The 25,909-nt window shown below is 65.2% G+C and carries 24 protein-coding genes and 2 riboswitches; of the genes, 15 read left to right on the top strand and 9 right to left on the bottom strand.

Annotated elements, in window-relative coordinates; translation table 11 throughout:
* Positions 1 to 3: 3 nt before the first annotated feature.
* Positions 4 to 1,641 (bottom strand): NAD(P)/FAD-dependent oxidoreductase, encoded by a 1,638-nt coding sequence (locus MXC11_RS03085; protein ID WP_250005130.1) that lies wholly within the window; start codon positions 1,639 to 1,641, stop codon positions 4 to 6.
* 205 nt (positions 1,642 to 1,846) lie between these two features.
* On the opposite strand from MXC11_RS03085, the gene rlmE reads away from it, so the two are divergent.
* Positions 1,847 to 2,467, top strand: a complete 621-nt coding sequence (gene rlmE, locus MXC11_RS03080) for a 23S rRNA (uridine(2552)-2'-O)-methyltransferase RlmE (protein ID WP_250005128.1) — start codon at positions 1,847 to 1,849, stop codon at positions 2,465 to 2,467.
* A gap of 6 nt (positions 2,468 to 2,473) precedes the next feature.
* Here rlmE and guaD read toward each other — a convergent pair whose 3' ends face one another.
* On the bottom strand, positions 2,474 to 3,775 hold the full coding sequence (guaD, locus tag MXC11_RS03075) for a guanine deaminase (RefSeq protein WP_250005125.1): 1,302 nt from the start codon (positions 3,773 to 3,775) through the stop codon (positions 2,474 to 2,476).
* Between the two features lie 172 nt (positions 3,776 to 3,947).
* Between guaD and MXC11_RS03070 the strand changes: the two genes are divergently transcribed.
* Entirely contained in the window at positions 3,948 to 4,667 is a 720-nt protein-coding gene (locus tag MXC11_RS03070) for a hypothetical protein (protein ID WP_250005110.1), read from the top strand.
* 68 nt (positions 4,668 to 4,735) lie between these two features.
* Here MXC11_RS03070 and chrA read toward each other — a convergent pair whose 3' ends face one another.
* On the bottom strand, positions 4,736 to 5,932 hold the full coding sequence (gene chrA, locus MXC11_RS03065; protein WP_250005107.1) for a chromate efflux transporter: 1,197 nt from the start codon (positions 5,930 to 5,932) through the stop codon (positions 4,736 to 4,738).
* A gap of 219 nt (positions 5,933 to 6,151) precedes the next feature.
* Between chrA and smc the strand changes: the two genes are divergently transcribed.
* The 8 genes from smc (at position 6,152) to MXC11_RS03025 (ending at position 17,898) form a co-directional block, all read left to right on the top strand.
* On the top strand, positions 6,152 to 9,634 hold the full coding sequence (smc, locus tag MXC11_RS03060; protein ID WP_250005105.1) for a chromosome segregation protein SMC: 3,483 nt from the start codon (positions 6,152 to 6,154) through the stop codon (positions 9,632 to 9,634).
* Positions 9,635 to 9,785: 151 nt separating this feature from the next.
* Complete coding sequence (gene zipA / locus MXC11_RS03055; RefSeq protein ID WP_250005102.1) at positions 9,786 to 10,874, top strand: cell division protein ZipA; 1,089 nt, start codon at positions 9,786 to 9,788, stop codon at positions 10,872 to 10,874.
* A gap of 78 nt (positions 10,875 to 10,952) precedes the next feature.
* The gene (gene ligA / locus MXC11_RS03050; RefSeq protein ID WP_250005099.1) at positions 10,953 to 13,325 is read left to right on the top strand and encodes an NAD-dependent DNA ligase LigA; all 2,373 of its coding nucleotides are present in this window, start codon (positions 10,953 to 10,955) and stop codon (positions 13,323 to 13,325) included.
* Positions 13,326 to 13,408: 83 nt separating this feature from the next.
* Positions 13,409 to 13,564 carry a hypothetical protein gene (locus tag MXC11_RS03045; protein ID WP_250005267.1) on the top strand — a complete coding sequence of 52 codons (156 nt, stop codon included), beginning with the start codon at positions 13,409 to 13,411 and terminating at the stop codon, positions 13,562 to 13,564.
* Positions 13,490 to 14,585, top strand: a protein-coding gene (gene prfB, locus MXC11_RS03040) for a peptide chain release factor 2 (RefSeq protein WP_250005260.1) whose coding sequence is annotated in 2 segments (ribosomal slippage) — positions 13,490 to 13,561 and positions 13,563 to 14,585 — 1,095 coding nt in all. Because the reading frame shifts where the segments join, the coding sequence is not laid out codon by codon here. Before MXC11_RS03045 ends, prfB begins: the two co-directional genes overlap by 75 nt.
* Before the next feature lie 88 nt (positions 14,586 to 14,673).
* Entirely contained in the window at positions 14,674 to 16,176 is a 1,503-nt protein-coding gene (gene lysS / locus MXC11_RS03035) for a lysine--tRNA ligase (RefSeq protein WP_250005096.1), read from the top strand.
* Between the two features lie 74 nt (positions 16,177 to 16,250).
* Positions 16,251 to 17,546 carry a flavohemoglobin expression-modulating QEGLA motif protein gene (locus tag MXC11_RS03030; protein ID WP_250005093.1) on the top strand — a complete coding sequence of 432 codons (1,296 nt, stop codon included), beginning with the start codon at positions 16,251 to 16,253 and terminating at the stop codon, positions 17,544 to 17,546.
* Between the two features lie 31 nt (positions 17,547 to 17,577).
* Positions 17,578 to 17,898, top strand: coding sequence for a hypothetical protein (locus tag MXC11_RS03025; protein WP_250005090.1), 321 nt, complete (start codon positions 17,578 to 17,580; stop codon positions 17,896 to 17,898).
* An 88-nt stretch (positions 17,899 to 17,986) separates the two neighbouring features.
* On the opposite strand, the gene MXC11_RS03020 is transcribed toward MXC11_RS03025, so the two are convergent.
* Positions 17,987 to 18,196, bottom strand: coding sequence for a cold-shock protein (locus tag MXC11_RS03020; RefSeq protein ID WP_250005087.1), 210 nt, complete (start codon positions 18,194 to 18,196; stop codon positions 17,987 to 17,989).
* Between the two features lie 296 nt (positions 18,197 to 18,492).
* On the opposite strand from MXC11_RS03020, the gene MXC11_RS03015 reads away from it, so the two are divergent.
* Positions 18,493 to 19,326, top strand: coding sequence for a CvfB family protein (locus tag MXC11_RS03015; protein ID WP_250005084.1), 834 nt, complete (start codon positions 18,493 to 18,495; stop codon positions 19,324 to 19,326).
* Positions 19,327 to 19,352: 26 nt separating this feature from the next.
* On the opposite strand, the gene MXC11_RS03010 is transcribed toward MXC11_RS03015, so the two are convergent.
* A complete protein-coding gene (locus MXC11_RS03010; protein WP_250005080.1) occupies positions 19,353 to 19,853 on the bottom strand; it encodes a SprT family zinc-dependent metalloprotease in 501 nt (166 codons plus the stop codon).
* 103 nt (positions 19,854 to 19,956) lie between these two features.
* Positions 19,957 to 20,556, bottom strand: a complete 600-nt coding sequence (locus MXC11_RS03005; protein WP_250005077.1) for a Yip1 family protein — start codon at positions 20,554 to 20,556, stop codon at positions 19,957 to 19,959.
* Positions 20,557 to 20,816: 260 nt separating this feature from the next.
* On the opposite strand from MXC11_RS03005, the gene ttcA reads away from it, so the two are divergent.
* The 3 genes from ttcA to MXC11_RS02990 all read left to right on the top strand — a co-directional run bounded on the left by ttcA (position 20,817) and on the right by MXC11_RS02990 (position 23,082).
* A complete protein-coding gene (gene ttcA / locus MXC11_RS03000) occupies positions 20,817 to 21,641 on the top strand; it encodes a tRNA 2-thiocytidine(32) synthetase TtcA (protein ID WP_250005074.1) in 825 nt (274 codons plus the stop codon).
* Positions 21,642 to 21,771: 130 nt separating this feature from the next.
* Positions 21,772 to 22,401, top strand: coding sequence for a C40 family peptidase (locus MXC11_RS02995; protein ID WP_250005071.1), 630 nt, complete (start codon positions 21,772 to 21,774; stop codon positions 22,399 to 22,401).
* Between the two features lie 162 nt (positions 22,402 to 22,563).
* The gene (locus tag MXC11_RS02990) at positions 22,564 to 23,082 is read left to right on the top strand and encodes a C40 family peptidase (RefSeq protein WP_250005068.1); all 519 of its coding nucleotides are present in this window, start codon (positions 22,564 to 22,566) and stop codon (positions 23,080 to 23,082) included.
* Between the two features lie 18 nt (positions 23,083 to 23,100).
* Here MXC11_RS02990 and MXC11_RS02985 read toward each other — a convergent pair whose 3' ends face one another.
* Positions 23,101 to 23,583 carry a BCAM0308 family protein gene (locus MXC11_RS02985; protein WP_250005065.1) on the bottom strand — a complete coding sequence of 161 codons (483 nt, stop codon included), beginning with the start codon at positions 23,581 to 23,583 and terminating at the stop codon, positions 23,101 to 23,103.
* A 180-nt stretch (positions 23,584 to 23,763) separates the two neighbouring features.
* Here MXC11_RS02985 and MXC11_RS02980 point away from each other — a divergent pair, with 180 nt between their 5' ends.
* On the top strand, positions 23,764 to 24,426 hold the full coding sequence (locus tag MXC11_RS02980; RefSeq protein ID WP_250005063.1) for a phosphoribosyltransferase: 663 nt from the start codon (positions 23,764 to 23,766) through the stop codon (positions 24,424 to 24,426).
* Positions 24,427 to 24,432: 6 nt separating this feature from the next.
* Here the strand turns inward: MXC11_RS02980 and MXC11_RS02975 are convergent, their stop codons facing one another.
* A complete protein-coding gene (locus MXC11_RS02975) occupies positions 24,433 to 25,050 on the bottom strand; it encodes a trimeric intracellular cation channel family protein (protein ID WP_349665490.1) in 618 nt (205 codons plus the stop codon).
* A gap of 24 nt (positions 25,051 to 25,074) precedes the next feature.
* A riboswitch (glycine riboswitch) is annotated at positions 25,075 to 25,176 on the bottom strand.
* Positions 25,177 to 25,275, bottom strand: a riboswitch (glycine riboswitch).
* 38 nt (positions 25,276 to 25,313) lie between these two features.
* Positions 25,314 to 25,874, bottom strand: coding sequence for a phosphoribosyltransferase family protein (locus MXC11_RS02970; RefSeq protein ID WP_250005060.1), 561 nt, complete (start codon positions 25,872 to 25,874; stop codon positions 25,314 to 25,316).
* Positions 25,875 to 25,909: the final 35 nt, after the last annotated feature.

The following is a 25,909-nucleotide window of genomic DNA, read 5'->3' as shown; positions in this document are numbered from 1 at the left end:
CACTCAATGGCTCTGCACGGGGGCTGCTTCGAGCGCGGCCAGCATCGAGCGGGCGACCGCTTCGGCGACCTTGATGCCGTCTACCCCTGCCGAGAGGATGCCGCCTGCGTAACCGGCCCCTTCGCCGGCCGGGTACAGGCCGCGCAGGTTGAGGCTCTGCAGGGTTTCCGGGTCGCGGGTGATGCGCACCGGCGAGCTGGTGCGGGTCTCAATGCCGGTCAGGACCGCATCGTCACAGTCAAAGCCGCGGATCTGCTTGCCAAATACCGGCAGGGCTTCACGGATCGCCTCGATCGCGTAGTCCGGCAGTGAGGGCGCCAGATCACCGAGGCGCACGCCGGGCTTGTAGGAGGGCTCGACCTCGCCGAACTCGCGCGACGGCACGCCGCGGATAAAGTCGCCGACCAGCTGTGCGGGTGCGCAGTAGTCACGCCCGCCCAGCTCGTAGGCGCGCGACTCCAGGTGCTCCTGGAATTCCACGCCGGCCAGCGGGCCGCCCGGGAAGTCCTGCTCGGGGTTGATGCCGACGACGATGCCCGCGTTGGCATTGCGCTCGTTGCGCGAGTACTGGCTCATGCCGTTGGTCACCACGCGCTCCGGCTCGGAGGTGGCGGCCACCACGGTGCCGCCCGGGCACATGCAGAAGCTGTATACCGCGCGGCCATTGCTGGCCTGGTGCACCAGCTTGTAGTCGGCGGCACCGAGCCCCGGATGACCGGCGTACTTGCCCAGCCGCGCCTGATCGATCATCGACTGCGGGTGCTCGATGCGGAAGCCCACGGCAAACGGCTTGGCTTCGAGGAACACGCCCTGGCGGTGCAGCATGCGGAAGGTGTCGCGCGAGCTGTGGCCGAGCGCCAGCACCACATGGCGGCTGTGCAGCTGCTCGCCGCTTTCCAGCACCACGCCCTCAAGCTGGCCATCCTCGATCAGCAGGTCGCTTACCTTGCTCTCGAAGCGCACCTCGCCGCCCAGGGCGATGATCTCCTCGCGCATGGTGGACACCACACCGGTCAGGCGGAAGGTGCCGATGTGCGGCTTGCTGACATACATGATCTCTTCCGGCGCCCCGGCACGGACGAATTCGTGCATCACCTTGCGGCCGTAGAACTTCGGGTCCTTGATCTGGCTGTAGAGCTTGCCGTCGGAGAACAGGCCGGCACCGCCCTCGCCGAATTGCACGTTGGATTCGGCGGTCAGGGTCTTCTTGCGCCACAGCGCCCAGGTGTCCTTGGTGCGCCGGCGCACGTCCTTGCCGCGCTCCAGCACGATCGGCTTGAAGCCCATCTGCGCCAGCAGCAGGGCGGCAAACAGGCCGCAGGGACCAAAGCCCACCACCAGCGGCCGCTCGCTCAAACCGTCCGGGGCCTGGGCCACCGGGTAGTAGTGGGTGTCCGGGGCCGGGCGGATGTTTCGGTCATCGGCGAGGCGCGCGAGGATCGATGCCTCGTCGCGGGCTTCAAGGTCGATGATGTAGATGAACAGGATGACGCTGTTCTTCTTGCGCGCATCGTAGCTGCGTTTGAAGACGCTGAAGTTCAGCAGGTCGGCATCCGGGATGCCCAGACGCTTGACAATGGCCTGGCGCAGCGCCTCGGGTGAGTGATCGAGGGGCAGGGACAGTTCGGTGATGCGGATCATGACGGTAGGCCTGGCCGGTGACTCCGGCAAAGGAAGAGGGGCGGGGTGAGGCGCGGATTGTAGCGATCGCCGCTGCCCCTGTCAGGCCGCGCGGCAGCGGGCGCTGCCTCGCACCGTCCGCTCGGCGTATACTTGCAGCCATTTTGCGGTCCGCTGCCTGAGGCGCTGGCCGGCTTCTCACCCGATTTTTCTGGTTGATCCCCTCATGAAACGCTCCAAAAGCAGTAGCCGCTGGCTGAAAGAACACGTCAACGATCCCTACGTCAAACAGGCGCAGAAGGACGGCTACCGCTCGCGTGCCGCCTACAAGCTGCTCGAGCTGAGCGAGAAGGACAAGCTGATCCGCCCCGGCATGCTGGTCATGGATCTGGGCTCGGCGCCCGGCGGCTGGTCGCAGGTGGCGGGGCGCGTCGTCGGCGACAAGGGCCGGGTGCTGGCCAGCGATATCCTGCCGATGGACTCGCTGGAGAACGTCGATTTCATCCAGGGCGACTTCACCGATGACAAGGTCTTCCAGCAGCTGCTCGACAAGCTCGATGGCCGCCAGCCGGACCTGATCATCTCCGATATCGCGCCGAACATCAGTGGCGTGGCCGCTGCCGATCAGGCCGCCTCGATGTATCTGGTCGAGCTGGTGCTCGACATGGTGCGCCGGGTGCTCAAGCCGGGCGGCAACTTCGCGGTCAAGGTGTTCCAGGGCGAAGGCTCGGATGCCTACCTGAAAGACGTGCGCAGCTCCTTTGAGAAAGTCGTGGTGCGCAAGCCCGATGCCTCGCGCTCGCGCTCCAGCGAGGTGTACTTCGTCGCCAAGGGCTTCAAGGGCTGACGGGCCTCAGCCCTCGCGCCGATGCCGGGATACCCCGGCCACAAAGGTTTCCTGCACCACCCGGTCATCGCCCAGGGTCAGTAACACCGCAAGACGCTCGGCCAGATCCTGGCACTCCTCCAGCCGAAAACGCAGCAGCGGTGTGGCCTGCACATCCAGCACCACAAAGTCCGCCTCGTGACCGGGCGCCAGGCTGCCCACCTGGCCCTCCATGCCCAGCGCGCGAGCACCGCCCAGGGTAGCCAGGTACAGGGCCTTGAACGGATCGAGGCTACGGCCCTGCAGCTGCTCGACCTTGTAGGCCTCGCCCAGCGTGTGCAGCAGCGAGAAGCTGGTGCCCGCGCCGATATCACTGCCGATGCCGACCTTGAGCTGCAGACGTTCGGCCCGCGCCAGATCAAACAGGCCGCTGCCAAGGAACAGATTGGAGGTCGGGCAGAAGGCCACGGCCGCCCCGCATTGGCCGAGGCGTTGGCAGTCATGCTCGTCGAGGTGGATGGCGTGGGCGAACAGTGAACGCGGGCCAAGCAGGCCGTGGCGGGCGTAGATGTCCAGGTAGCTGTCGCAGTCGGGGAACAGGCTTTCGATCCAGGCAATTTCTGCGCGATTTTCTGCCAGATGGGTGTGCAGGCGCACGCTGGGAAATTCCTCGAGCAACTGCGCGGCGCGGCGCAGCTGTTCGCTGCTGCAGCTGCCGGCAAAGCGCGGGGTGACGGCGTAACCCAGGCGACCATGACCGTGCCAGCGCTCGATCAGCGCACGGCTCTGCGCGTAGCCGCTGTCGGCGCTGTCACACAGCTCGGGCGGTGCGTTGCGGTCCATCAGCACCTTGCCGCAGAGCATGCGCAGGTTCAGTTCGGCGGCGACGGTAAAAAAGGCCTCTACCGACTCGGGATGCACACTGGCGAACACCTGGGCCGTGGTGGTGCCGTTGCGCAGCAGCTCGGCGATAAAGAGCCGCGCCACCCGCTCGGCGTAGGCATAGTCGGCAAAACGCTGCTCGGCGGGGTAGGTGTAACGGGTCAGCCAGTCAAGGAGCTGCTCGCCGGCGGCGCCGATCATCCCGGTCTGCGGGTAATGGATGTGGGTGTCGATGAAGCCGGGCACGATCAGCCCCTCCGGCCAGTGCTGGACCAGGGTGCCGGGCGGCAGACTGGCCAGCAGCTCATCGGCCGGGCCGCAGGCGTGGATCAGGCCGTCCTCGACCAGCAGCAGACCGTCCTCCAGGTAGCGGTAGCTGGCTGCCCGCCCGACCTTGGCCGGATCCTCCAGGCTGTAGAGCAGGGCGCTGCGATAGGCCGTGGGCATGCGGGGCTCCTCGGGGCTTGAGTGCAGAGGGTCGCAGTCTCCATTGCCCGCGGTGGCACTGCAACCTGTTGCAGCCGGCGTGGTCGAATCGTCCAGCATCGTCAGGGCCACGGCCGTGGCGGATGCCCCTTTCAACGCATCAGGCAGGGCAACCTGCCATGGAGCCGGATTCGTGAAGCCCCTAGCCCTTTCCTGCCTGCTGGCGCTGGTCCTGCCGCTGACCGCGTGCACTGTGCCGGCCGCCGATTACCGCATGCATTACGGTGATGACGGTGTCTATTCGAGCGAGCTGCGCCGCAGCTACGCCGGCTACTATCCGCCGCCGCCGAGCGGGCGCTGGATCTGGCAGCCGGATCTGCGTCTGTATACCAGTGCCCGCGAGCCAAGCCTTTATTACCGCGACGATGGCCTGTTCCTGCGCTGGAGCAACGGCCGCTGGGGGCAGGCACCGCGGATGCAGGGACCGTGGCGCAGTCTCGATGCCCGGCACCTGCCCGCGCCGCTGCGCCACCGGCATGGCCAGTACCGCGAAGCCGAGCGCCGCTCGCTGCACGGCCTGCAGCATGAGCGCCAGCGTCTGCATCGTGAGCGGGAATGGCAGCGTCAACAGCAGGATGCCGAACGGCGTCAGTTGGAGCATCAGCGCCGACAGGTTCACCAGCAGCGCCTTGAGATGCAGCGCGAGCGCCAGCGTCTGGAGGAGCGTCAGCGCCAGCTGCGTCAGGTGCAGCATCAGGAGTCCGAACGCTGGCGTGCACAACACACGGACCGGGAGGCCCGCCGTGAAGCTCGGGAGGCTCGCCGCGAGGCCTACCGTGAGCGGCGCCAGCGCGATGAGATGCCGCATCACGAAGGCCGCGAGGAGCGTCGCGGGGAGTGGCGCCGCGACTGAACAGTCCATAACGCTCGGCGGGGCGAGCCGGGCGGCAGTCCGTGATGCCGCCCATCCGGCGTGCGGACTCAGCCGAGCAGCACACCGCCCAGCGCCGTGAGGCCCACCACCAGCCAGGCCGGCAGCTTCCATACCGTCAGCGCCATGAACGCCGCGAGACACAGCGCAAAATCGTGGGCCTCCCGGATGCTGCCGGTCCAGACCGGCTGATAGAGGGCGGCCAGCAGCAGGCCGACCACCGCCGCGTTGATCCCGGACAGCGCCGCCTGCATCCGGGCATGGCGGCGCAGCCCTTCCCAGAACGGCAGCGCGGCGTTGACCAGCAAAAAGCCCGGCAGAAAGATCGCCACCAGACACAGCAGCGCGCCGCGCCAGCCACCGACCTCACCCTCGAGCACCGCGCCAAGGAAAGCGGCAAAGGTGAACAGCGGGCCGGGCACCGCCTGTGCGGCGCCGTAGCCGGCGAGGAAGGTTTCAGCCGCTACCTGTCCACTGGGCACCACCTCGGCCTGCAGCAGCGGCAGCACCACATGCCCGCCGCCAAACACCAGCGAACCGGCGCGGTAGAAGGTGTCGGCGAGCTGCAATGCCGCGCTGTCACTACTCGCGGCCAGCAACGGCAGACCGAGCAACAGGGCGAAAAACAGCAGCAAATTGAACAGCGCATTGCGCCGGCCCAGACGGATCGGCAGCGGCTCATGGAAGCCGTCCCGATCGCTGCGCGGCAGCAGTAGGCCGACAAGTGCGGCGGCGAGGATAATGGCGATCTGCCCGCCGGCATGCGGCCAGAACAGCGCCGCGCAGCAGGCCATCGCCATCAGCGACAGGCGCGGTGCATCCGGGCACAGGCTGCGCCCCATGCCCCAGACCGCCTGCGCCACCACGGCCACCGCGACCACCTTGAGGCCCTGCACCAGCCCGGCGGGCAGCAGGTCGCCCCACAGCGCCAGCCCCTCGGCAAAGGCGATCAGCAGCAGCGCCGAAGGCAGGGTGAAGCCGAGCCAAGCCGCCAGCGCCCCGGCCTGCCCGGCCCGCGACAGCCCAATGGCCATCCCCACCTGACTGCTGGCCGGACCCGGCAGAAACTGGCAGAGGGCGAGCAGATCGGCATAGCTGCGCTCATTGAACCAGCGGCGGCGCTGGACAAATTCCTCGCGAAAATAGCCCAGATGCGCCACCGGGCCGCCAAAGGAAGTGAGTCCAAGACGCAGGAAAATCAGAAAGACCGGCCACGCACGGGTGGCCGAAGAGGAGGGCGTTGACATGCGGGCAGGCTCCTGAAATCACGGGCAGCGACACAGTCTAGGCAGCGTCGATGACAGTCTAAATCGGCCGGCCTGCGCGCAGGCACTTGGCGCCTCGGGCGCTGTGCTAGACTGCAACGCCCGCCGATTCGACCCCTCTGGCCCGATGCTTTCGCCCTCCGTTTCTGCCGCTGCGCTGTCCCTGTCGCCTTGTTGCTGCCCTGCGGCTAGGGAGTTTGCGTGCGCCTGAAATGCATCCGTCTGGCCGGCTTTAAGTCGTTCGTCGATCCGACCACGGTGAGCTTTCCGAGCAACATGGCGGCGGTGGTCGGCCCGAACGGCTGCGGCAAATCCAACATCATCGATGCGGTGCGCTGGGTGATGGGCGAGAGTTCGGCGAAGAACCTGCGTGGCGAGTCGATGACCGATGTGATCTTCAACGGCTCAAGCAGCCGTAAGCCGGTCGGTCAGGCTTCCATCGAGCTGGTGTTCGATAACAGCGACGCCAGCCTGGGCGGTGAATACGCCGCCTGGAGCGAGATTTCCATCCGCCGCCGGGTCACCCGTGATGGGCAGAACACCTATTTTCTCAACGGCACCAAGTGCCGGCGCCGCGACATCACCGACATCTTTCTTGGTACCGGGCTCGGTCCGCGCAGCTACTCGATCATCGAACAGGGGATGATTTCCCGGCTAATCGAGGCCAAGCCGGAGGAGTTGCGGCATTTCATTGAGGAAGCGGCGGGTATCTCCAAGTACAAGGAGCGCCGCCGCGAGACCGAGAACCGCATCCGCCGCACCCAGGAGAATCTGGCGCGGCTCACCGATCTGCGTCAGGAGCTGGAGCGCCAGCTCGAGCGCCTGCAGCGTCAGGCGCAGGCGGCGGAAAAATACCGTGAATACCGCGCCGAGGAGCGTCAGCTGCGTGTCGAGCTGACGGCTCTGCGCTGGCGGGTGCTGGATGCCCAGGTGCTGGCGCGTCAGGCGGTGATCGGCGATCAGGAGGTCGCGCTGGAAGCGCTGGTGGCCGAGCAGCGCAGTGCCGATGCGCACATCGAGCGGCTGCGCGACGGTCATCATGAGCGCGCTGAGGCGTTCCATCAGGTGCAGGCGCGCTTTTATGGCGTCGGCGGCGATATCGCCCGCCTAGAGCAGGCCATCCAGCATGGCCAGCAGCGTCTGCGCCAGTGGCAGGAGGATCTGCGCGAGGCCGAACAGGCCCGTCAAGCCACCGGAGCAGACCTTCGTCACGACCATGAACTGCTGGCTCAATTGGATGAGGAGCTGGCGCTGCTCGAGCCGGAGCAGGCGCTGGCCCAGGCCGCGGCCGAGGAGGGCCATGCCGCGCTTGAGGAGGCCGAGGCAACGATGCAGGCCTGGCAGGAACAGTGGGAGGCGTTCAATCAGCACAGCGCCGCGCCGCGCCGCGAGGCTGAGGTGCAGCAGGCGCGCATCCAGCAGCTTGAGCAGGCGCTGGAGCGGCTGTTGGAGCGGCAGCGCCGGCTGGAGGATGAGCAGCGCCAGCTCAGCGATGATCCGGCCGCCCTGCAGATGGATGAGCTGCGCGAGCTGCTGGCCGAGACGGGGGTGCAGCTGGAAGCCCTGCAGGAGGCCGAGCAGCAGATCGAGGATCTGCAGCAGCTGCGTGAAGCGCTGCAGCAGGCGAGCCGGGCGCAGCAGCAGATCCAGGGCGAGCTGCAGCGCCTCGATGGTCGCGCCGCCTCGCTGCACGCGCTGCAGCAGGCAGCACTTGACCCCGGCAGCGGGGTGGCCGACTGGCTGGGGGCGCAGGGGCTGCTGGAACGCCCCCGGCTGGCCGAGGGGCTGCGGGTGGAGCCTGGCTGGGAGCTGGCGCTGGAAACCGTGCTGGGCAGCGATCTGCAGGCGGTATGGCTGGAGGATTTTGCCGCGCAGGATCTGGCCACCTTCGCCCAGGGTGAGCTGCGTTTGGGCTCTGCTGCGGGCAGCGCCGTCGTGCCGGGCAGTCTGCTGGACAAGGTGCAGGCACCGCGGGATCTGTCGGCCTGGCTGGGCCGGGTACGCACGGTCGAGTCGCTTGATGAAGCGCTGGCGCGGCGCGTGGAGCTGGCCGGGGGCGAGAGTCTGGTCAGTCGTGACGGGTACTGGGTAGGCCGGCATTTTTTGCGGGTGCGCCGTGGCCGTGAGGCCAATGATGGCGTGCTGGCGCGTGCCGAGGAGCTGGCCCGTCTGCAGGATGAGCGTGAGGCCCTGCAGGCGCAGCTGGCCGCGAGCGAGCAGCAGCTGGCCGCCTTGCAGGAGCGCCAGCGTCACGCCGAGCAGCAGCGTGACCAGCTGCGCCGCGAGATTCAGGACGTCTCCCGTTTGCAGGGGGAGCAGCGCGCCCGGCTTTCCGCCCTGCAGGCCCGTCATGAACAGCAGGCGCTGCGTCGCCAGCGACTCGCGCAGGAGCTGGCCGAGCTGAGCGAGCAGCATGCGCTCGAGCGTGAGCTGCTGGGCGAAGCCCGCCTGACGCTGCAGGAAGCGCTGGAGGCGATGGCCAGTGACAGCGAGCGACGTGAGGGACTCTTGGCGCGCCGTGAGGGACTGCGCGAGCAGCTGGAACACCGGCGGGCCGAGGTGCGTCACGCTCAAGAGCAGGCGCAGCAGCGCGCGGTGCGCCTTGGTGCGGTACAGGCCCAGCACGCCTCGACCCGCCAGGCGCTGGAGCGGCTGGCGCTGCAGGAAGCGCGGCTGGTAGAGCGCTGCGAGCAGCTCAGCCTCAACCTGGAGGAGGGCGATGAGCCGCTACAGGAGCTGCGGCTGCGCCTTGAGGAGCTGCTGGAGCGGCGTCTGGCCGTGGATGAGGAGATGCGTCTGGCGCGTCTGGCCCTTGATGACGCGGACCGCGAACTGCGTGATGCCGAGAAGCGCCGCAGCAGTGCCGAACAACAGGCCCAGCTGCTGCGTGGGCAGCTCGAGGCCCAGCGGCTGGACTGGCAGGGCCTGAGCGTCCGGCGCACGGCGCTGGAGGATCAGTTGCAGGAGGAAGGCGCTGAGCTCGCCGAGCTGCTAGCCGGGCTGGCGGAGGAGGCGCACGAGGCAGAATGGGCGCAGCGTCTGGAGCAGCTGGCCACGCGCATCCAGCGCCTCGGGCCGATCAACCTGGCGGCCATCGAGGAGTATCAGCAGCAGTCCGAGCGCAAGCGTTATCTGGATGCGCAGAATGAGGATCTGGTCGAGGCGCTGGAGACGCTGGAAAACGTGATCCGCAAGATCGACCGGGAAACCCGCAGCCGCTTCAAGGACACCTTCGAGCGGATCGACGAGGGGCTGCGTACGCTGTTCCCCAAAGTGTTCGGCGGTGGCCAGGCCTGGCTGGAGCTGACCGGTGAGGATCTTCTGGATACCGGGGTGGCGATCATGGCGCGCCCGCCGGGCAAGAAGAACAGCACCATCCACCTACTCTCCGGTGGCGAAAAGGCGCTGACCGCGATCGCGCTGGTGTTTGCGATCTTCCAGCTCAACCCGGCTCCCTTCTGTATGCTCGATGAAGTGGACGCTCCACTCGACGATGCCAACGTCGGCCGCTATGCGCGGCTGGTCAAGGAGATGTCGCAGACCGTGCAGTTCATCTATATCACCCACAACAAGATCGCCATGGAGATGGCCGATCAGTTGATGGGGGTCACCATGCATGAGCCGGGCTGTTCACGGCTGGTGGCGGTGGACGTCGAGGCCGCCGTGGCATTGGCGGAAAGCTGACGTAACGACCATGCAGGGCCGGCCGTATATAGATTTGTGACGGCGTGTTAATTTATGCCGCAAAAGAAGCATCCGGGTATATAACCCTTGACCAATGAGTCGGGGCTGCCCGCGTTTCAACCCATTGCTGAGTTGGGGGAAAGTGTCTTTCATGGACTTCGGTTTGCGCGAATGGCTGATTGTCGCCGGTATCATCGTGATCTGCGGCATCCTTATCGATGGATGGCGCCGCATGCGCGGCAGTCGCAATCGGCTCACGCTGCGGGTTGACCGCTCGGCCACGAAGCTCTCGGAGAGCAGCGCCGAGCCTGAGCTGCTGGGCCCGTCTCGCGTGGTTGAGCGTGGCCGCGAAAAAGCTGCAGAAAAGCATGAGCCACGGATCGAGCCAGCCCCTCGCCGTGAAGCGCCGGTGCGCCGCGAGCCGCTGGTGCCGGCTGAGCCGGCGCTCGAGGATGACGCACCGAGCGCTGCCGCGCCGCTCAGCGGCGCGGCTCGCCCGCCAGAGCCTGCGCTGGCTGTGCCACCGGCCGAGGCTGCGGTGGCCTCTCCTGCGCCGGTCTCGGCCCGCCCGGTGACCGAGCCGGCACCCCAGGCGCCCACCGCGCCGATGCTGCCGCTGCGTCCCGCTGCCGATGTGTCCGCTCCCGAGCTCGAGCGCGCACGGACAGAAGAGGGGCGTCCGCAACCGCTTGGCAGTGATTTGCCCAGTCGTAGCAGTGCTTTGCGCAGCGATGCGCCTGCAGCGGCCGAGCGGTGTCAGGAGCGCACCCCACGCAGTGAGGCAGCACCAGCTCCGGTCCCGGACGATGTGCTGGTGATCACGGTGGTCTCCCGCGACAGCACAGGCTTCAAGGGGCCGCAGCTGCTGGATAACATCGTTGCCAGTGGCCTGCGTGCCGGTGATCCGCTGGGTGAGCGTGATGTTTTCCATCGCTATGAGAGCTTGGGTGGTACCACGCCGCTGTTCTCGATGGTCAATGCGCTGAAACCCGGCACCTTCGACATGGACAATCTGGAAACCTTCAGTACCCGTGCCGTGACCTTCTACCTCACCCTGCCGGGGCCGCGTCATCCCAAGGAAGCCTTCAACATGATGCTGGAGGCAGCCCGCCGGCTAGCCGAGGGTCTGCAGGGCGACCTCAAGGATGAGCAGCGCAGCGTGCTGACCGGCCAGACCATCGAGCACTACCGCCAGCGCATCGCCGATTATGAGCGACGAGCGCGGATGAACCGGCGCTGAGTCCTCTGCTCCCCGCGACCGCCTGACCAGACAGCCCTGCCCATGCAGGGCTGTGTTCTTTTCTACGGAGGCCTGCCCATGACCACTGCCGCCCAGCGCATCGCCGCCCTGCGAGCCGAACTCGACCAGCATAACCATCGCTATTACGTGCTCGATCAGCCGAGTATTCCGGATGCCGAGTACGATCGGCTGTTCAGCGCACTCAAGGCGCTGGAAGCCGAGCATCCCGAGCTGATCACGGCGGATTCGCCCACGCAGCGGGTGGGTGGGCAGGCGCTTGCCGAGTTTGGTCAGGTGCGTCATGAGGTGCCGATGCTGAGTCTGGGCAACGCCTTTGCCGAGGACGAGCTGCGTGACTTTGACCGTCGGGTGCGCGAAGGACTGGGTGAGCAGCTGCCGGCGGGCGATCTGTTTGGCGCGGGTGCGGAGGTGGCCTATGTCTGTGAGCCCAAGCTCGATGGCCTGGCGGTCAGCTTGCGTTACGAAGATGGCGTGCTGGTGCGCGGCGCGACCCGTGGCGACGGCAGCACCGGTGAAGACATCACCGCCAACGTGCGGACCGTGCGCAACATCCCGCTGCGCCTGCTGGACAGTGGCTGGCCGCGCGTGCTGGAGGTGCGTGGCGAGGTCTATATGAGCCGTGCGGGCTTTGATGCCCTCAATGCACGGGCGCTGGAAAGCGGCGGCAAGACCTTCGCCAATCCGCGCAATGCTGCGGCTGGTAGCCTGCGTCAGCTTGATCCAAAGATTACGGCCAGCCGTCCGCTGAGCTTTTGTGCGTATGGAATTGGTCAGGTGGAGGGCAGCCTGCCGGATACCCAGAGCGGTATCCTCGCGGCGCTGAAAGGCTGGGGGGTGCCGATCAGTGCCGAGCTTCAGCAGGTGCAGGGCATCGAGGCGGCGCTGGCCTACTACCGGCGCATCGGGGAGCAGCGCGATGCGCTGCCCTATGAGATCGACGGGGTGGTGTTCAAGGTCGAGCGTCTCGACTGGCAGCGCGAACTGGGCTTTCGGGCGCGCGAGCCGCGCTGGGCCATCGCCCACAAATTCCCGGCCCGCGAAGAGCTGACCGAACTGCTGGACGTGGAGTTTCAGGTGGGCCGCACCGGCGCGGTGACCCCGGTGGCGCGCTTGAAGCCCGTGCAGGTGGCGGGGGTCACGGTATCGAACGCCACTCTGCACAACATGGACGAGGTGCTGCGCCTTGGGTTGATGATTGGCGACACGGTGATCATTCGCCGCGCCGGTGACGTGATTCCCCAGGTGGTGCAGGTGGTGCGGGAGCGTCGTCCGGCGGATGCGCGGGCGGTGCATATTCCGGAGCAGTGCCCGGTGTGCGGCTCGGCCGTGGAGCGCACCCAGTTGCTCAAGCGCAGCAAGGGGCGCGCGCAGGTCAGCGAGGGAGCGATCTATCGCTGCGTCGGCCGCCTGCGCTGTCAGGCGCAGCTCAAGCAGGCGATCATCCACTTTGTATCGCGGCGGGCCATGGATATCGACGGCCTGGGGGAGCGGATCGTCGAGCAGCTGGTGGAGGCGGAGCTGGTGCAGTCGCCGGCTGATCTCTACACCCTGTCTTTCGAGCAGGTGCTGGCGCTGGAGGGCTTTGCCGAGCTGTCGAGTCGCAACCTGCTGGCGGCGATCGAGGCCAGCAAGCGGCCGACGCTGGCGCGCTTCATTTACGCGCTGGGCATTCCCGATGTCGGTGAGGAAACCGCCAAGCGCCTGGCCCGGGCGCTCGGTTCGCTGGCGCGTCTTGACGTGGCGCTGCCCGAGGTGCTGGCCTGGCTGCCGGACATCGGTCTTGAGGTGGCCCATGAGATTCACAGCTTCTTTGCCGATGCCCACAACCGCACCGTCATCACTCAGCTGCTGGCGCGCGGCGTGCTGCTGCAGGAGGAGGGCGAACTGCAGGCCGAGTTTGCGGCCTGTGCCCGCCTGGCTGAGTTGCTCGCTCGGCTGGAGATTCCCGGCGTAGCGGCCACCGGCGCGAAGCGCCTGGCCGCCGCGGCGGGTGAGGATCTGGAAGCGCTGATCGCGCTCAGTCAGGACTGGCTGAGCCTCAAGGCGATCAAGGGTCTGACGGAAAAGGCCCGCGAGGGGTTGCGCGGCTTCTTTGCTGTGCCCGCCAACACGGCGCGCGCGCGGGCCATCGAGGCGCAGTTGCGTGACTTTGGCATGCACTGGCAGAGCGAGCGGCGCGCAGTGGCGGGTCTGCCGCTGGCCGGGCAGACCTGGGTGCTCACCGGGACCCTGGAGAGCATGAGCCGCGATGAGGGCAAGGCAAAGCTGGAAGCGCTGGGCGCCAAGGTAGCGGGTTCGGTGTCGGCCAAGACCCACTGCGTGGTCGCCGGCCCCGGTGCCGGCTCCAAGCTGGCGCGGGCGAATGAGCTGGGGATTGCCGTGCTCGATGAGGCAGGCTTTATCGCCCGGCTGGCTGAGCTGGGCGGCTGAGTGAGCGGCCGCCAAGGGTACGCACCGCGCGCCTGCGCCGCGGTGCTGCGCTCTTGGGTGAGTCGGATGCGCAGGCGTCTGCCATGCGTAACCTGCTGCCAGCGCAGCGCGAGCGGCGTATAATCGACGGCTTTTCTCCAGTCCTTCCGCGAGTGACGCCTGCCATGGAAATCAATCCGATCCTCAACGCCATCAAGGACCTGACCGAACGTACCCAGGCCATCAGGGGGTATCTTTGACTACGATCTGAAAGCGGATCGTCTGATCGAAGTCAACCGTGAGCTGGAAGATCCGAACGTCTGGAACAATCCGGAGTACGCGCAGAACCTCGGGCGTGAGCGTTCGACCCTGGCGCAGATTGTCGAGACCCTCGATGAGCTGACCGGTGGGCTGGCCGACTGCGGCGACCTGCTGGATATGGCGGTCGAGGAAAGCGACGAAGGCGCGGTGGCCGATGTCGAGGCTGAAGTCGCCCGCCTGCGTGAGAGTCTCGAGAAGCTCGAGTTCCGCCGCATGTTCAGCGGTGACATGGATGCCAGCAACTGCTACCTGGATATCCAGGCCGGCTCCGGCGGCACCGAGGCGCAGGACTGGGCCAATATCCTGCTGCGCATGTACCTGCGCTGGGCCGACAAGCACGGCTTTGATGCCGAGATTGTCGAACTCTCCGAGGGCGAGGTCGCCGGGATCAAGAGCGCGACCGTGCATGTGCGCGGCGAGTATGCCTTTGGCTGGCTGCGTACCGAGATTGGTGTACACCGCCTGGTGCGCAAGAGCCCGTTCGACTCCGGCAACCGTCGCCATACCTCGTTCTGCGCGGTGTTCGCCTCGCCGGAAATCGACGACAACATCGAGATCGAGATCAATCCGGCCGACCTGCGTGTTGATACCTACCGCTCCTCGGGTGCCGGTGGTCAGCACGTCAACACTACCGACTCGGCGGTGCGGATCACTCACGTGCCGACCAACACGGTGGTCAGCTGCCAGAACCAGCGCTCCCAGCACGCCAACCGCGACACCGCGATGAAGATGCTGCGCGCCAAGCTGTACGAGCTGGAGGTGCAGAAGCGCCGCGAGGCCTCGCAGGCGCTGGAGGAGACCAAGTCGGACATCGGCTGGGGCCACCAGATCCGCTCCTACGTGCTGGATCAGTCGCGGATCAAGGATCTGCGCACCGGCGTTGAGCGCAGTGACTGCGACCGCGTGCTGGACGGTGACCTGGACGAGTACCTCGAAGCCAGCCTCAAGCAGGGACTCTGAGTCCCTGCCACCCGTCCGCCTGCGGGCGGGTGCCCCTTGCTATCCGCGCCCGGCGCGGCCACGAATCAGTGATGGAAACCCAACGATCATGAGCGAACAACCGCTGAACGAGCATGCCCTGCGCGAGGAAGAAAACAAGCTGATCGCCCTGCGCAAGGAAAAACTGGCTGCCGTGCGCGAGCGCGAGGCGATTGCCTTCCCCAATGATTTTCGCCGCGACGCCCTGTGCGGTGACCTGCAGCAGCAGTACGCCGAGGCCAGCAAGGAAGCACTCGAAGGCCAGCAGATCAAGGTCAGCGTGGCCGGGCGCATCATGCTCAACCGCGGTGCGTTCATCGTGATTCAAGATTGCAGCGGGCGGATCCAGCTGTATGTCAACCGCAAGACCCTGCCGGCCGAGACGCTGGAAGCGATCAAACATTGGGACATGGGCGACATCATCGCCACCACCGGCGTGCTGGCGCGCTCCGGCAAGGGCGACCTGTATGTGGACATGCAGGAAACCCGCCTGCTGACCAAGTCGCTGCGCCCGCTGCCGGACAAGTTCCACGGCCTGACCGACACCGAGACCCGCTACCGCCAGCGCTACGTTGACCTGATCATGAACGAGGAGGTGCGTCACACCTTCCGCGTGCGCTCGCAGGTGATCGCCCATATCCGCCAGTTCCTCAACCAGCGCGGCTTCCTTGAAGTGGAAACTCCGATGCTGCAGACCATCCCCGGCGGCGCGGCGGCCAAGCCGTTCGAGACCCACCACAACGCGCTGGACATGCCGATGTTCCTGCGTATTGCGCCGGAGCTGTACCTCAAGCGCCTGGTGGTCGGCGGCTTCGAGAAGGTCTTCGAGATCAACCGCAACTTCCGCAACGAGGGCGTGTCGACCCGGCACAACCCCGAGTTCACCATGCTGGAGTTCTACCAGGCCTACGCCGATTACGAAGACAACATGGACCTCACCGAGGAGCTGTTCCGCGAGCTGGCCCAGGCAGTGCTCGGCAGCACCGATGTGCCCTACGGCGACAAGGTGTTCCACTTCGGTGAGCCGTTCGTGCGTCTGTCGGTGTATGACTCGATCCTCAAATACACGGACGTCACCGCCGACGACCTCAATGACGTCGAAAAGGCGCGTGCGATTGCCAAGAAAGCCGGTGCCAAGGTGCTTGGTCACGAAGGGCTGGGCAAGCTGCAGGTGATGATTTTCGAGGAGCTGGTCGAGCACCAGCTGGAGCAGCCGCACTTCATCACCGAGTACCCCTTCGAGGTATCGCCGCTGGCCCGCCGCAACGATCACAACCCGAATGTCACCGACCGCTTCGAGCTGTTCATTGGCGGGCGCGAGATTGCCAATGCCTACTCCGAGCTGAATGACGCGGAAGATCAGACCGAGCGCTTCCACGCCCAGGTGGCGGAGAAGGATGCCGGTGACGATGAGGCGATGCACTTTGATGCCGACTTCGTCCGCGCCCTGGAATACGGCATGCCGCCGACCGCCGGTGAGGGCATCGGCATCGACCGTCTGGTGATGCTGCTGACCAACTCGCCGTCGATCCGTGACGTGATCCTGTTCCCGCACATGCGTCCGGAGCAGTAAGCGTCACACTGCCAGCGCAGCGGCGGGCCTGGCTCGTCGCTGCGCAACCGACCCATGCCGCAGGAGCCGCGTCCATGAGCCGCAAGGCGGATCGCCAGTATCAGCAGACCATCCGTGCGCTGTCCGACCGCCTGGTCGAGGCACAGACGCCCATCCGCGTGCTGGATGCCATCAAGTGGGATGAGGGGGTGCGTCTGCGCTTTCTCGCCGCAGGTGGTCGGGCCTTGCCGGAGGTGGGCCGCGAGTATTATCAGCGCCGGCCCCTGTCCTTTGATGCCGACGAGCGCAAGCAGCGCTTCCAGCAGATCGAGCGTGACATCACCCGTCAGCTGGGGCAATTCAGTCCGGTCGGGCAGATCATGCGGCGCATGTGCCGGGAATACCGCATGGTGATCCGTATGCTGGAAGCGCGCGGGACGGCGGATTTCGGCTTGATCTCCCAGGAGTTGTACGGCTCGGCCTCGGACGCCTTCCATGCCGGTGACCCGACGCTAGCGGATCTTGGCCTGATGTTCTCGACCTTCCTCGACAACATCGCTGGGCGTGGGGATCTGCGTGAAGAGGCGCGCAATCTGTCGGCCAGCGAGGCGGTGGCGTTGCTGCAGGCGCGCCTGAATGGCGTGTTCGGTGAGGCGGATGAGCCGGTGGTGCGGGTCTTTGAGTCCGACGGGATCCTGGCGGATGCGGCGGCTGGCGCCGATTACATTAAGATTCGCGCTGATGCCCGCTTCAGCGAGCGGGATTTGCGCGCGCTGGAGGTGCACGAGGGGCTGGTGCATGTGGCCACCACCCTGAATGGCAAGAACCAGCCGATCTGCACCTTTCTGGCCAAGGGGCCGCCGTCCTCGACCATCACCCAGGAGGGGCTGGCGATCCTCATGGAGGTGATCGCCTTCACCTCTTATCCGACCCGCCTGCGCAAGCTGACCAACCGTACCCGGGCTATTCATATGGCCGAGGAGGGTGCGGACTTCCTGCAGGTGTTCGGCTTCTACCGTGATCAGGGCTATAGCGCCGAGGACAGCTATTCCAACAGCATCCGGGCGTTTCGTGGCTCGACGCCCCAGGGGTTGCCCTTTACCAAGGACCTCTCCTACCTCAAGGGCTTTATTCTCACCTATAACTATATCCAGCTGGCGGTACGCAAGGGACGTCTTGAGATGATCCCGCTGCTGTTCTGTGGCAAGACCACCCTGGAGGATATGCGTACCTTGCGCCAGCTGGTCGATGAGGGGCTGGTGGTGGCGCCGCGCTATCTGCCGCCGCAGTTCAGCGACCTTAATGCCCTGTCGGCCTGGATGTGTTTCTCCAATTTTCTCAACCACCTGAGTCTGGACCGGGTCGAGGCGGATTACGCCAACATCCTCTGAGGGTCCGGACCTTCTGCTGCGGAGTTCATCAATGCGCGAAAGCAATCCCGTTCACCTGATCCTGACCGGTGTCGGCAGCGTACTGGCCACAGTCGCGGCACTGGGTTACTACGGTTATCTGCACATCGCCAAGCCTGAAGATGCCCTGCTGCTGGCAGACTACACCATGCTCAAGACGCTACCGGGCGAGGACTATCGCGTTTCGCTGAAGCCTGCCGAGCAGACCGCGCAGTGTATCGATGGTGTGCTGGTACTGTTCGATATCCGCCAGCCGGGCCTGACCGGTGTGCTGGTGGATAACCGCAAGCGTGCCGTGCGCTGCATGGGGCAGGAAGTCCCCCGCGCCGAATGAGCGGTGAGGGCGGCAGAGAGCATTTTCTGATTCGTTGAAAAGCAGAAACCCCGCCGAAGCGGGGTTTCTGTCAACGCCATGCGGGTGATTAGATCACCTGCACTTCGTCGGCCTGCAGACCTTTCTGGCCTTGAACAACCAGGAAGGACACGTTCTGGCCTTCTTTCAGGCTCTTGAAGCCGTCGGATTTGATGGCGCGGAAGTGAACGAACACGTCCGGACCGCTTTGCGGAGTGATGAAGCCGAAGCCTTTCTCATCGTTGAACCACTTGACGGTGCCAGTTTGACGATTGGACATGGGAGTCTCCTTGAACAGAGTTGACTGCGACGCCGGAACAGCCCGAGGTCGGAACTGAGTGCAAGGAGCCAGGAAAACCGCGATGGGATTGGATCAAGATCTAAACCAGTCGATTACGATGACACTGCAACACAGTGCGCTCACCCTACGCGGTAATGCCGCAACGTGCAAATGCTTTCTGCGTAGCTCGACGAATGTCGAGGACGAACGGTGCCGTCTGCTCTGGGGCACAGACCGGGCGCGCTGCCAGGCTTGTCGGCTAGAATGGCGTTTCATCGCTATTCAGGGTACAGGGCATGGCTCAGGTCGGACGTTTCAATAGGCTGCAGATCGTCAAACATACCGATTTCGGTCTCTATCTGGACGGTGGTGACGAGGAGATCCTGCTACCGCGTCGTTATATTCCGCGCGATCAGCGCTGCGAAGTCGGCGACTGGCTGGAGGTGTTTGTCTACCTGGACAGCGAGGACCGCATCATCGCCACCACCCAGCGGCCCCGGGTGCAGGTCGGCGAGTTTGCCAGCCTCAAGGTGGTAGCGATCAATTCGGTGGGTCTGTTCCTCGACTGGGGGCTGCCCAAGGATCTCTTTATGCCGCATTCCGAAGAGCGTCGGCCGCTGCAGGTCGGCGATTACTGCGTGGTGCATGTCTACCTTGACCCGCGCACCCGGCGTATCACCGCCACGGCGCGTCTTGATCGTTACCTGGATCGCGCCCCCGCTGCCTACCGTGCCGGGCAGCCGGTCGAGCTGCTGCTGGTGGAGCGCACCGATCTTGGCTTCAAGGTGATCATCGAGGGGCGTCACTGGGGCTTGCTGCACAAGAATGAGCTGTTCAAGTTCGTGCGCCCTGGCATGCGCGAGAAGGGCTATATCCGTGAGCAGCGTGCAGACGGCAAGATCAGTCTGAGCCTGCAGCCGATTGGCCGGGAAGCGGGGGATCAGCTGGCCGAGCAGATTCTGGCCCGCCTGCGTGAGGCAGGTGGCCGACTGGCACTGGGCGATCGTAGCCCGCCCGAGGAGATCGGTCGGTTGTTCGGGGTCAGCAAGGGCAACTTCAAGAAGGCGATTGGTGGGCTGTACCGGCAAGGGCTGATCACGCTCGATGAGCAGGGTATTGCACTGACCTGAGTGCCACTCGAATCCTGCTGCGGCCCTCAGTCGGTGGTGTTGTTGCATTCGCCGCTGAAGGTCAGCGCGGTGCGGCAGCGGCGGCACAGGTAGCGTCGTCCCTCGAGCACCAGAGCATGCCGGCGAGCGGTGAACGGGAACTGGCCATCCGGACACGCGCAGCGGTACAGATAATGTACGCGCTGCGGGCGCTTGACCGCGTAGTGGTGGCAGCGCTCGGCCGGCAGGCCATAAACCCGCGTCATGATCGCCTGCCATTGCGGGCCGTGGGGGCGGATGCTGGCGCCATACAGCTGGTGGGCGATCAGGTGGGCGACCTCATGCGCCACCGTCTGCTGCAAGAAGTGCACGCGATTTTCCCGGTACAGCTGGGCGTTGAAGCGCAGATGGTTTTCCTGCAGATGGGCGACTCCGGCCTTGAGTCCGCGCAGGCGCAGGCTCACGCTGGGGCGTGCAAAGGATCGGGTGAAGAAGCGCTCGGCTTGCTGATAGCACGCTTCGACGCGGGCCAGCAGTTGATCAGGCATTTATCGACTCCTTGGGTGGGAGCCGGGATTATGCCAGTGCGGTGCGGCAGCGCGGGGAAGTGAAGGGGCTGCCGATCGGCAGCCCCGGGTGCCCTTGCAAGGATCAGCTGGTGTAGACCGGGCCGATGCCAAAGCCCCACAGCAGTACGGAGATGGCCAGCATCGCGACCAGTACGACCAAGCCAACGGCGAGGATCGAGCTGGAGAACATGAAGCCTTCTTCCTTGGGGATGTTCATGAAGGCCGGTATGCCCACATACAGCAGATAGGCGGCATACCCGAAGGCCGCTGTACCGACCAGCAGGGTCAGCCACAGGTCCGGGTAGAGGGCGACCAGCCCGGCCAAAAGCAGCGGTGTTGCACAGTAACCGGCGAAAATCACGCAGTCACTGAGGCTCGGATTGGCGTCGTAGGTGCGTGACATCCAGTGGATGAATGCGCCCATCACCGCTACACCACTGAGCATGGCTAGGTAGGAGAGTACCGCCATCGGCAGGGCGCTACTCACGGTCAGGCGAACGGCCTCGCCACCGCCGATCGACCAGCCGACCTGGGTCGTACCGATATAAGCAGACAGCACCGGAGTAGCGGCCAGTATCAGCACATGATGCAGGTACAGGTGGCTGATGCTCTCGTGCTCGCCACGAATCTGTTGCCATTCCCGTTCGGGGTGGGCCAGCAGGCCCCAGACATGACTGATCATCTCGTGCACCTCTTTGCGGTGGGTGAGTGACGATCGCGGCGTCGGCCGGTGATGCAGAGTGGTCGGTGCCGCATCTCGAATCACGGCTTCAGTATAGTCAGTGCATGGGGTGCGACAAGCTGTCGCAGAGTGTGGGCTTTGTAACCGGATGTGCTGGTCGGGTGGCGAGTGGTGTGGCGGGTGCGGTGAAAGGGGCTGGGGCCGACCGGTGTTTGTGCGTAAAATCGCCGCCTTTCGCAACTCCCCGGACTCCAACGCTCATGGGCACCCTCTCGGTCAACCAGAACAAGCTGCAAAAGCGCATCCGCCGCCTGGCCGGCGAAGCCATCACCGACTTCAACATGATCGAGGATGGCGACAAGGTCATGGTCTGTCTGTCCGGTGGCAAGGACAGTTACACCATGCTCGACGTGCTGCTTTATCTGCAGAAAGTCGCGCCCATCAAGTTCGAGATCGTGGCGGTGAACATGGATCAGAAGCAGCCAGGCTTCCCCGAGCATGTGCTGCCCGAGTACCTCAAGGCCATCGGCGTCGATTACCACATCATCGAGAAGGATACCTACTCGGTGGTCAAGGAAAAGATTCCCGAGGGCAAGACCACCTGCTCGCTGTGCTCGCGCCTGCGCCGCGGCACCCTGTACACCTATGCCGATGAGATCGGCGCAACCAAGATGGCGCTTGGCCATCACCGCGATGACATCCTCGAAACCTTCTTCCTCAACATGTTCTACGGCGGCACCCTCAAGGCCATGCCGCCCAAGCTGCTCTCCGATGACGGGCGCAATGTGGTGATCCGCCCGCTGGCCTACTGCAGCGAGTCCGATATCGAGGACTACTCACGGCTCAAAGAGTTCCCGATCATCCCCTGCAACCTGTGCGGCTCCCAGGAAAACCTGCAGCGCCAGGTGGTCAAGGAGATGTTGCAGGAATGGGAGCGCAAGTCGCCGGGGCGCACTGAAATCATGTTCCGCGCCCTGCAGAACGTGCATCCCTCGCAGCTGGCTGACCGTAACCTGTTCGACTTCAAGAGCCTGCGGATCGACGACAGCGCCACGCCGCGCTTCATTGATGTGATGAGTCTCTGAGTCTTCAGAGGGGCAGGGCGAGGCACGACGCTGGGGCACGGGCAACAAGTCACACCTTGGTCGATAAAATTTGCAAATGAGGGGTATAGGCGGCATAGTCGCGCTCCATTCATTTTTCAACGACACGGTTGTGCCCATGCTTAAACGCCTAGCACCCCTCGTGCCACTGTCCCTGGCCCTGCTTCTGACTGCCTGCGCCAGCAGCGGTCCACAGCACATCTCCACGTTGCCTCAGGCGACCACCACGACCTCGACCGCTGCGCTGCAGGACTCCCGCTCGGTCTTTGAAGAGGGCGTGCTGATCTACGACGCCCCCCTTGAGGAAGAGGACGAGGCAACCTTCCGGCTCGATGAGCAGCCCTATGAGCTGCCGGCACTGAGTGCAGTGCTCGAGCGCGGTCACAAGCTGATTGGTACCCCCTATCGTGCGGGCGGTAGCAGCCTGAATGGCTTTGACTGCAGCGGATTTGTCAACTTCCTGTTCCGCGAAGAAGCCGGCATTCGTTTGCCGCGCTCGACCCGCGAAATGATCAAGATCGAGGCCCCGCGAGTGGCCCGCCACGACCTGCAGCCGGGCGATCTGATCTTCTTCGGTGATCGTGGTCGGGTGAATCACGCCGGTATCTACGTTGGCGACGGTGAATTTATCCACTCCTCCAGCAAACGCAGTGGCGGTGTGCGCATCGACAAGCTGGCCAGTCGCTACTGGAACAGCCGCTACCTGCTGGCCAAGCGTGTCCTTGAGGGCGATAGCCAGTAAGCCTTCGCGCATCCGCTGACCCTCAAAGCCCATCCCCGTTCGCGGTGATGGGCTTTGTGCATCTGGGCAGGGCCAGATGGTCTTGTCGCTCTGGCGTGGGCTTGCGGTCGGCCAGGCCGCGCGGCAAAGTAGCGACTGATTTTGTGTCCGAGTCCACAGCTGATGCGCCTGCCCGTTCGCCTTTGCCTGATTGCCTGCCTGCTGCTGTTGGGTGCCTGCGCCTCAAAGGCGCCGCCGCAAGCCCCGCAAGCTGTGCGGGCGCTGCCTTCTTCCGGCGTCGCCGAAAATGTCCTGATGCATGCCATCGGTCTGGTGGGCACACCCTATCGCTGGGGCGGAAACACGCCCGACAGTGGTTTTGATTGCAGTGGGCTGATCGGCTATGTGTATCGCAATGCCGCTGACCTGCAGTTGCCCCGCACGACCCGCGAGATGAATGCGCTGCCGGTGCCACCAGTGGCACGTACCCAGCTGCGCTCCGGGGATCTGCTGTTCTTTGCCACCGCTGGTGGGCGTGCGGTCAGCCACGCGGGCATCTACGTCGGCGATGGCCGCTTTGTGCATGCCCCGCGCGCTGGCGGCACCGTGCGCCTTGAGCGGCTGGACAGCCAGTATTGGCAGCGCGCCTACCTGGGCGCGCGCCGGGTACTGGCGGCAGGGCAGCTGGCCAGCAATCCCTGAGACTGGCCAGCGCCGCGATCAGTTGCGTTGCCAGGTGACGTCCAGATACACCTCGCTGTCGTTATAGCGGTAGGTGCAGGTGCCATCCCATGCGGCCTCCAGGGCGTGGCCCATGCGATTGGCCAGGTGCGTACCGGTGGTGGTCACGATCAGCGTCTCACCTTCGTCACGCAGCGCGATCAAGCGCTCCAGCGGATGTTCACTTTTCTCGCGGGCTTCGGTGTGCTGCAGCAGGCTGATGATTTCGCTGCGGTGCGCGCTAACAAAGCCGCCACTGAGCACCAGCCGGCCGGCCTCTGCGCCATCAGCGATCCGGCGACAGGCCGGGCAGGTGTGTGCAGGCAATGCGGCCGCCGTGTCCGCATCCGGCCAGTGCCAGTGGCCGCCGTGGTAGACCGCCGTACAGTGCGGGCACTGCGCAGCGCCTGCCGGACGCTGACTGTCCAGATAAGGGTCATGGGGCGTGCCGTGCAGCAGTTTGTGATCTTTTGTGTGTTCCATGATCGTCTCCTCGGGGTCGCCAAAATAACGGCTCAGCCCGCCATGGGCTGTCACCTCCATCCTTGCCCCTGGCCGCAGCCCGCCCTTGATGTCGATCAAGTCGCCGCCATTCTCTACGCGACATGCTCACAGGCAATGACCCGCGGGAGCACCTCGCGGGCCTGAGTGAGGGAGATCATCATGCGACACGCCTCTTCAGCGACGCGGCTGGCCGATCGCGAGGCGGCCGGAGCGTCTCTGGCCGAGCAGTTGAGCGACTGGCAGGGCCGCGCCAATGTGCAGGTGCTGGCCCTGCCGCGCGGTGGCGTACCGGTCGCCTGGGCAATTGCCCGGCGCTTGCAGCTGCCCTTGGATGTGCTGGTGGTGCGCAAGCTCGGCCTGCCCGGTCACGAGGAATACGCCATGGGCGCGATTGCCGCCGGAGGCGTGCAGGTGCTCGACGAGGCGCTGGTGCGTGCGATGGGCGTCACGCCCGCGCAGCAGGCCGCGGTGCTGGCGCGTGAACAGCGGGAGCTGGAGCGCCGCGAGCAGCTGTACCGAGATCAGCAGCCAGCGCTTTGGCTGCAAGGGCAACAGGTGCTGCTGGTCGATGATGGGCTGGCCACCGGCGCCACGATGCACGCGGCACTGCTGGCGGTACGGCGTCAGCAGCCGGCGAGTATTGTGCTGGTGGTACCGGTCGCCTCGCAGGAAGCGCTGGATCGCCTGCAGCCACTGGTCGATCAAATCGTCTGCCTGCAGATTCCGGCCTGTTTGTCGTCAATCGGCGAGTGGTACGGGGATTTCTCCCAAGTCAGCGATGCCCGGGTGCTGGAAATCCTCGCCGCCGCCCGGGCCCGCTGAGCCGCGTCAGTCCCAGCGTCCCGGCTGGTAGGAGAACACCGGCAGCGACCACGACCAGCGAATCGCGGCCAGGCGCAGCGCCAGACCAAAGCTGAAGGCCGCCAGCAGGTTGAGGTCATGGTTGATGCCGAGCTTTTCCATCAGCAGGTAGAGCATCGCCACCAGCATCGACACGCTGGCATACAGCTCATGGCGCAGCACCACCGGCACGCGCTGGCAGAGAATGTCGCGCAGAATGCCGCCGAAGATGCCGGTGATCATCCCGGCCATGATCACCACCGGGGTCGAGTACTCCAGCGCCAGCGCCACGTTGCAGCCGATCACCGTGAAGGCAATCAGGCCCATGGCATCGAGCACCAGGAAGATCTTGTGCAGATGGTGCATGAAGCGCGCCACCAGCATGGTGAACAGGCCGGCACCGATGGTCAGGTAGATATAAGGCGGGTGCTGGGTCCAGCCGACCGGGTAGTTGCCGAGCAGCATATCGCGCACAGTGCCGCCGCCCAGGGCGGTGATGAAGGCGATCAGCCCGACGCCAAACATGTCCATGTTGCGCCGCCCGGCGGCCAGCGCGCCGGACATGGCCTCCGCCGTGATGGCGATGATGTAGATATAGGTGAGCACAGGGAGACTCCTCGTGTGTGGATCGCCTCTCCCTCTGTCCTCGGTACCTGAGAGTTTTCACGGCTGCTGGGCCGCTTTGCCCCTTCGGTGGGCTGCTCGGGGCAGCCGCTCTCCAGTTGGCGTAATCGGTGCCTTGCAGTTCATGGGCCTGAGCGATTATGGGAGTTTGCGCCTTCGGCGGAGCGGCTGGGATGACCAGCCGACTCGCTCTCCTGCAAAGTGGCCGGATTATACGGTCTGGCGCCAGATTGTGCAGGCGCCGCTCAGCGTGCGGGGCGCAGCAGCTCGATGCCCCATTGCGCCTCGTAGGGCGGGACATGGCACTCGATCACGTCACCGCTGGCCACCTGCAGAGACAGACCGACCACATCCGCCTGTACCGGCTGGCGATGCACTTGCCGGTCGACCAGCACGACCGGGCGGATCTCCCGCGCGCCGATACTCGCCAGCCAGGCGCAGGCGCGCAGCAGCGAATGCCCCTGATAGAGCACATCATCGACCAGTAAGAGGGTGGTGTTAGCCAGATCGAGTGCGGCGATTTCCGGATTTTCAGTGAGGGCCGTTTCGGGGTGCAGCAGGCGCAGATCGTCGCTGTAGCGTTTGAGCTGCAGCGGGTAGCAGGGCCAGTCTGGGACGCCCAGCGCCTTCAGATGCACTTGCAGACGCTGGGCCAGCGGCAGGCCGCGGCGCAGAATGCCGACCAGCACCACAGAGCGCCTATCGGCATAGCGGGCCGCGATCTGCCGGGCCATGCCGGCCAGCACGGCGTCCAGCTCAGGGCCGTCATACAGGCAAAAACGCTCACCCGTCACCGGCTGATCCATACCATCCACCTCTCTGTGTACAAGCCTGCCGGGCG

This window comes from Pseudomonas eutrophicaquae (assembly GCF_023544715.1).
Taxonomy (GTDB): Bacteria; Pseudomonadota; Gammaproteobacteria; order Pseudomonadales; family Pseudomonadaceae; genus Geopseudomonas.
The sequence above is the reverse complement of the archived record's forward strand: the minus strand, read 5'-3'. Positions and strand labels throughout refer to the sequence as shown.

Coding starts and splice junctions, on each gene's coding strand:
- MXC11_RS03020 (WP_250005087.1), bottom strand. CDS start 18,196: ATGTCCAATCGTCAAACTGGCACCGTCAAGTGGTTCAACGATGAGAAA.
- MXC11_RS03025 (WP_250005090.1), top strand. CDS start 17,578: ATGCGCGAAAGCAATCCCGTTCACCTGATCCTGACCGGTGTCGGCAGC.
- ttcA (WP_250005074.1), top strand. CDS start 20,817: ATGGGCACCCTCTCGGTCAACCAGAACAAGCTGCAAAAGCGCATCCGC.
- MXC11_RS03005 (WP_250005077.1), bottom strand. CDS start 20,556: ATGATCAGTCATGTCTGGGGCCTGCTGGCCCACCCCGAACGGGAATGG.
- zipA (WP_250005102.1), top strand. CDS start 9,786: ATGGACTTCGGTTTGCGCGAATGGCTGATTGTCGCCGGTATCATCGTG.
- rlmE (WP_250005128.1), top strand. CDS start 1,847: ATGAAACGCTCCAAAAGCAGTAGCCGCTGGCTGAAAGAACACGTCAAC.
- MXC11_RS02990 (WP_250005068.1), top strand. CDS start 22,564: ATGCGCCTGCCCGTTCGCCTTTGCCTGATTGCCTGCCTGCTGCTGTTG.
- lysS (WP_250005096.1), top strand. CDS start 14,674: ATGAGCGAACAACCGCTGAACGAGCATGCCCTGCGCGAGGAAGAAAAC.
- MXC11_RS02980 (WP_250005063.1), top strand. CDS start 23,764: ATGCGACACGCCTCTTCAGCGACGCGGCTGGCCGATCGCGAGGCGGCC.
- guaD (WP_250005125.1), bottom strand. CDS start 3,775: ATGCCCACGGCCTATCGCAGCGCCCTGCTCTACAGCCTGGAGGATCCG.
- MXC11_RS03085 (WP_250005130.1), bottom strand. CDS start 1,641: ATGATCCGCATCACCGAACTGTCCCTGCCCCTCGATCACTCACCCGAG.
- MXC11_RS03015 (WP_250005084.1), top strand. CDS start 18,493: ATGGCTCAGGTCGGACGTTTCAATAGGCTGCAGATCGTCAAACATACC.
- MXC11_RS02985 (WP_250005065.1), bottom strand. CDS start 23,583: ATGGAACACACAAAAGATCACAAACTGCTGCACGGCACGCCCCATGAC.
- MXC11_RS03010 (WP_250005080.1), bottom strand. CDS start 19,853: ATGCCTGATCAACTGCTGGCCCGCGTCGAAGCGTGCTATCAGCAAGCC.
- chrA (WP_250005107.1), bottom strand. CDS start 5,932: ATGTCAACGCCCTCCTCTTCGGCCACCCGTGCGTGGCCGGTCTTTCTG.
- MXC11_RS03030 (WP_250005093.1), top strand. CDS start 16,251: ATGAGCCGCAAGGCGGATCGCCAGTATCAGCAGACCATCCGTGCGCTG.
- MXC11_RS02970 (WP_250005060.1), bottom strand. CDS start 25,874: ATGGATCAGCCGGTGACGGGTGAGCGTTTTTGCCTGTATGACGGCCCT.
- ligA (WP_250005099.1), top strand. CDS start 10,953: ATGACCACTGCCGCCCAGCGCATCGCCGCCCTGCGAGCCGAACTCGAC.
- MXC11_RS03045 (WP_250005267.1), top strand. CDS start 13,409: ATGCGTAACCTGCTGCCAGCGCAGCGCGAGCGGCGTATAATCGACGGC.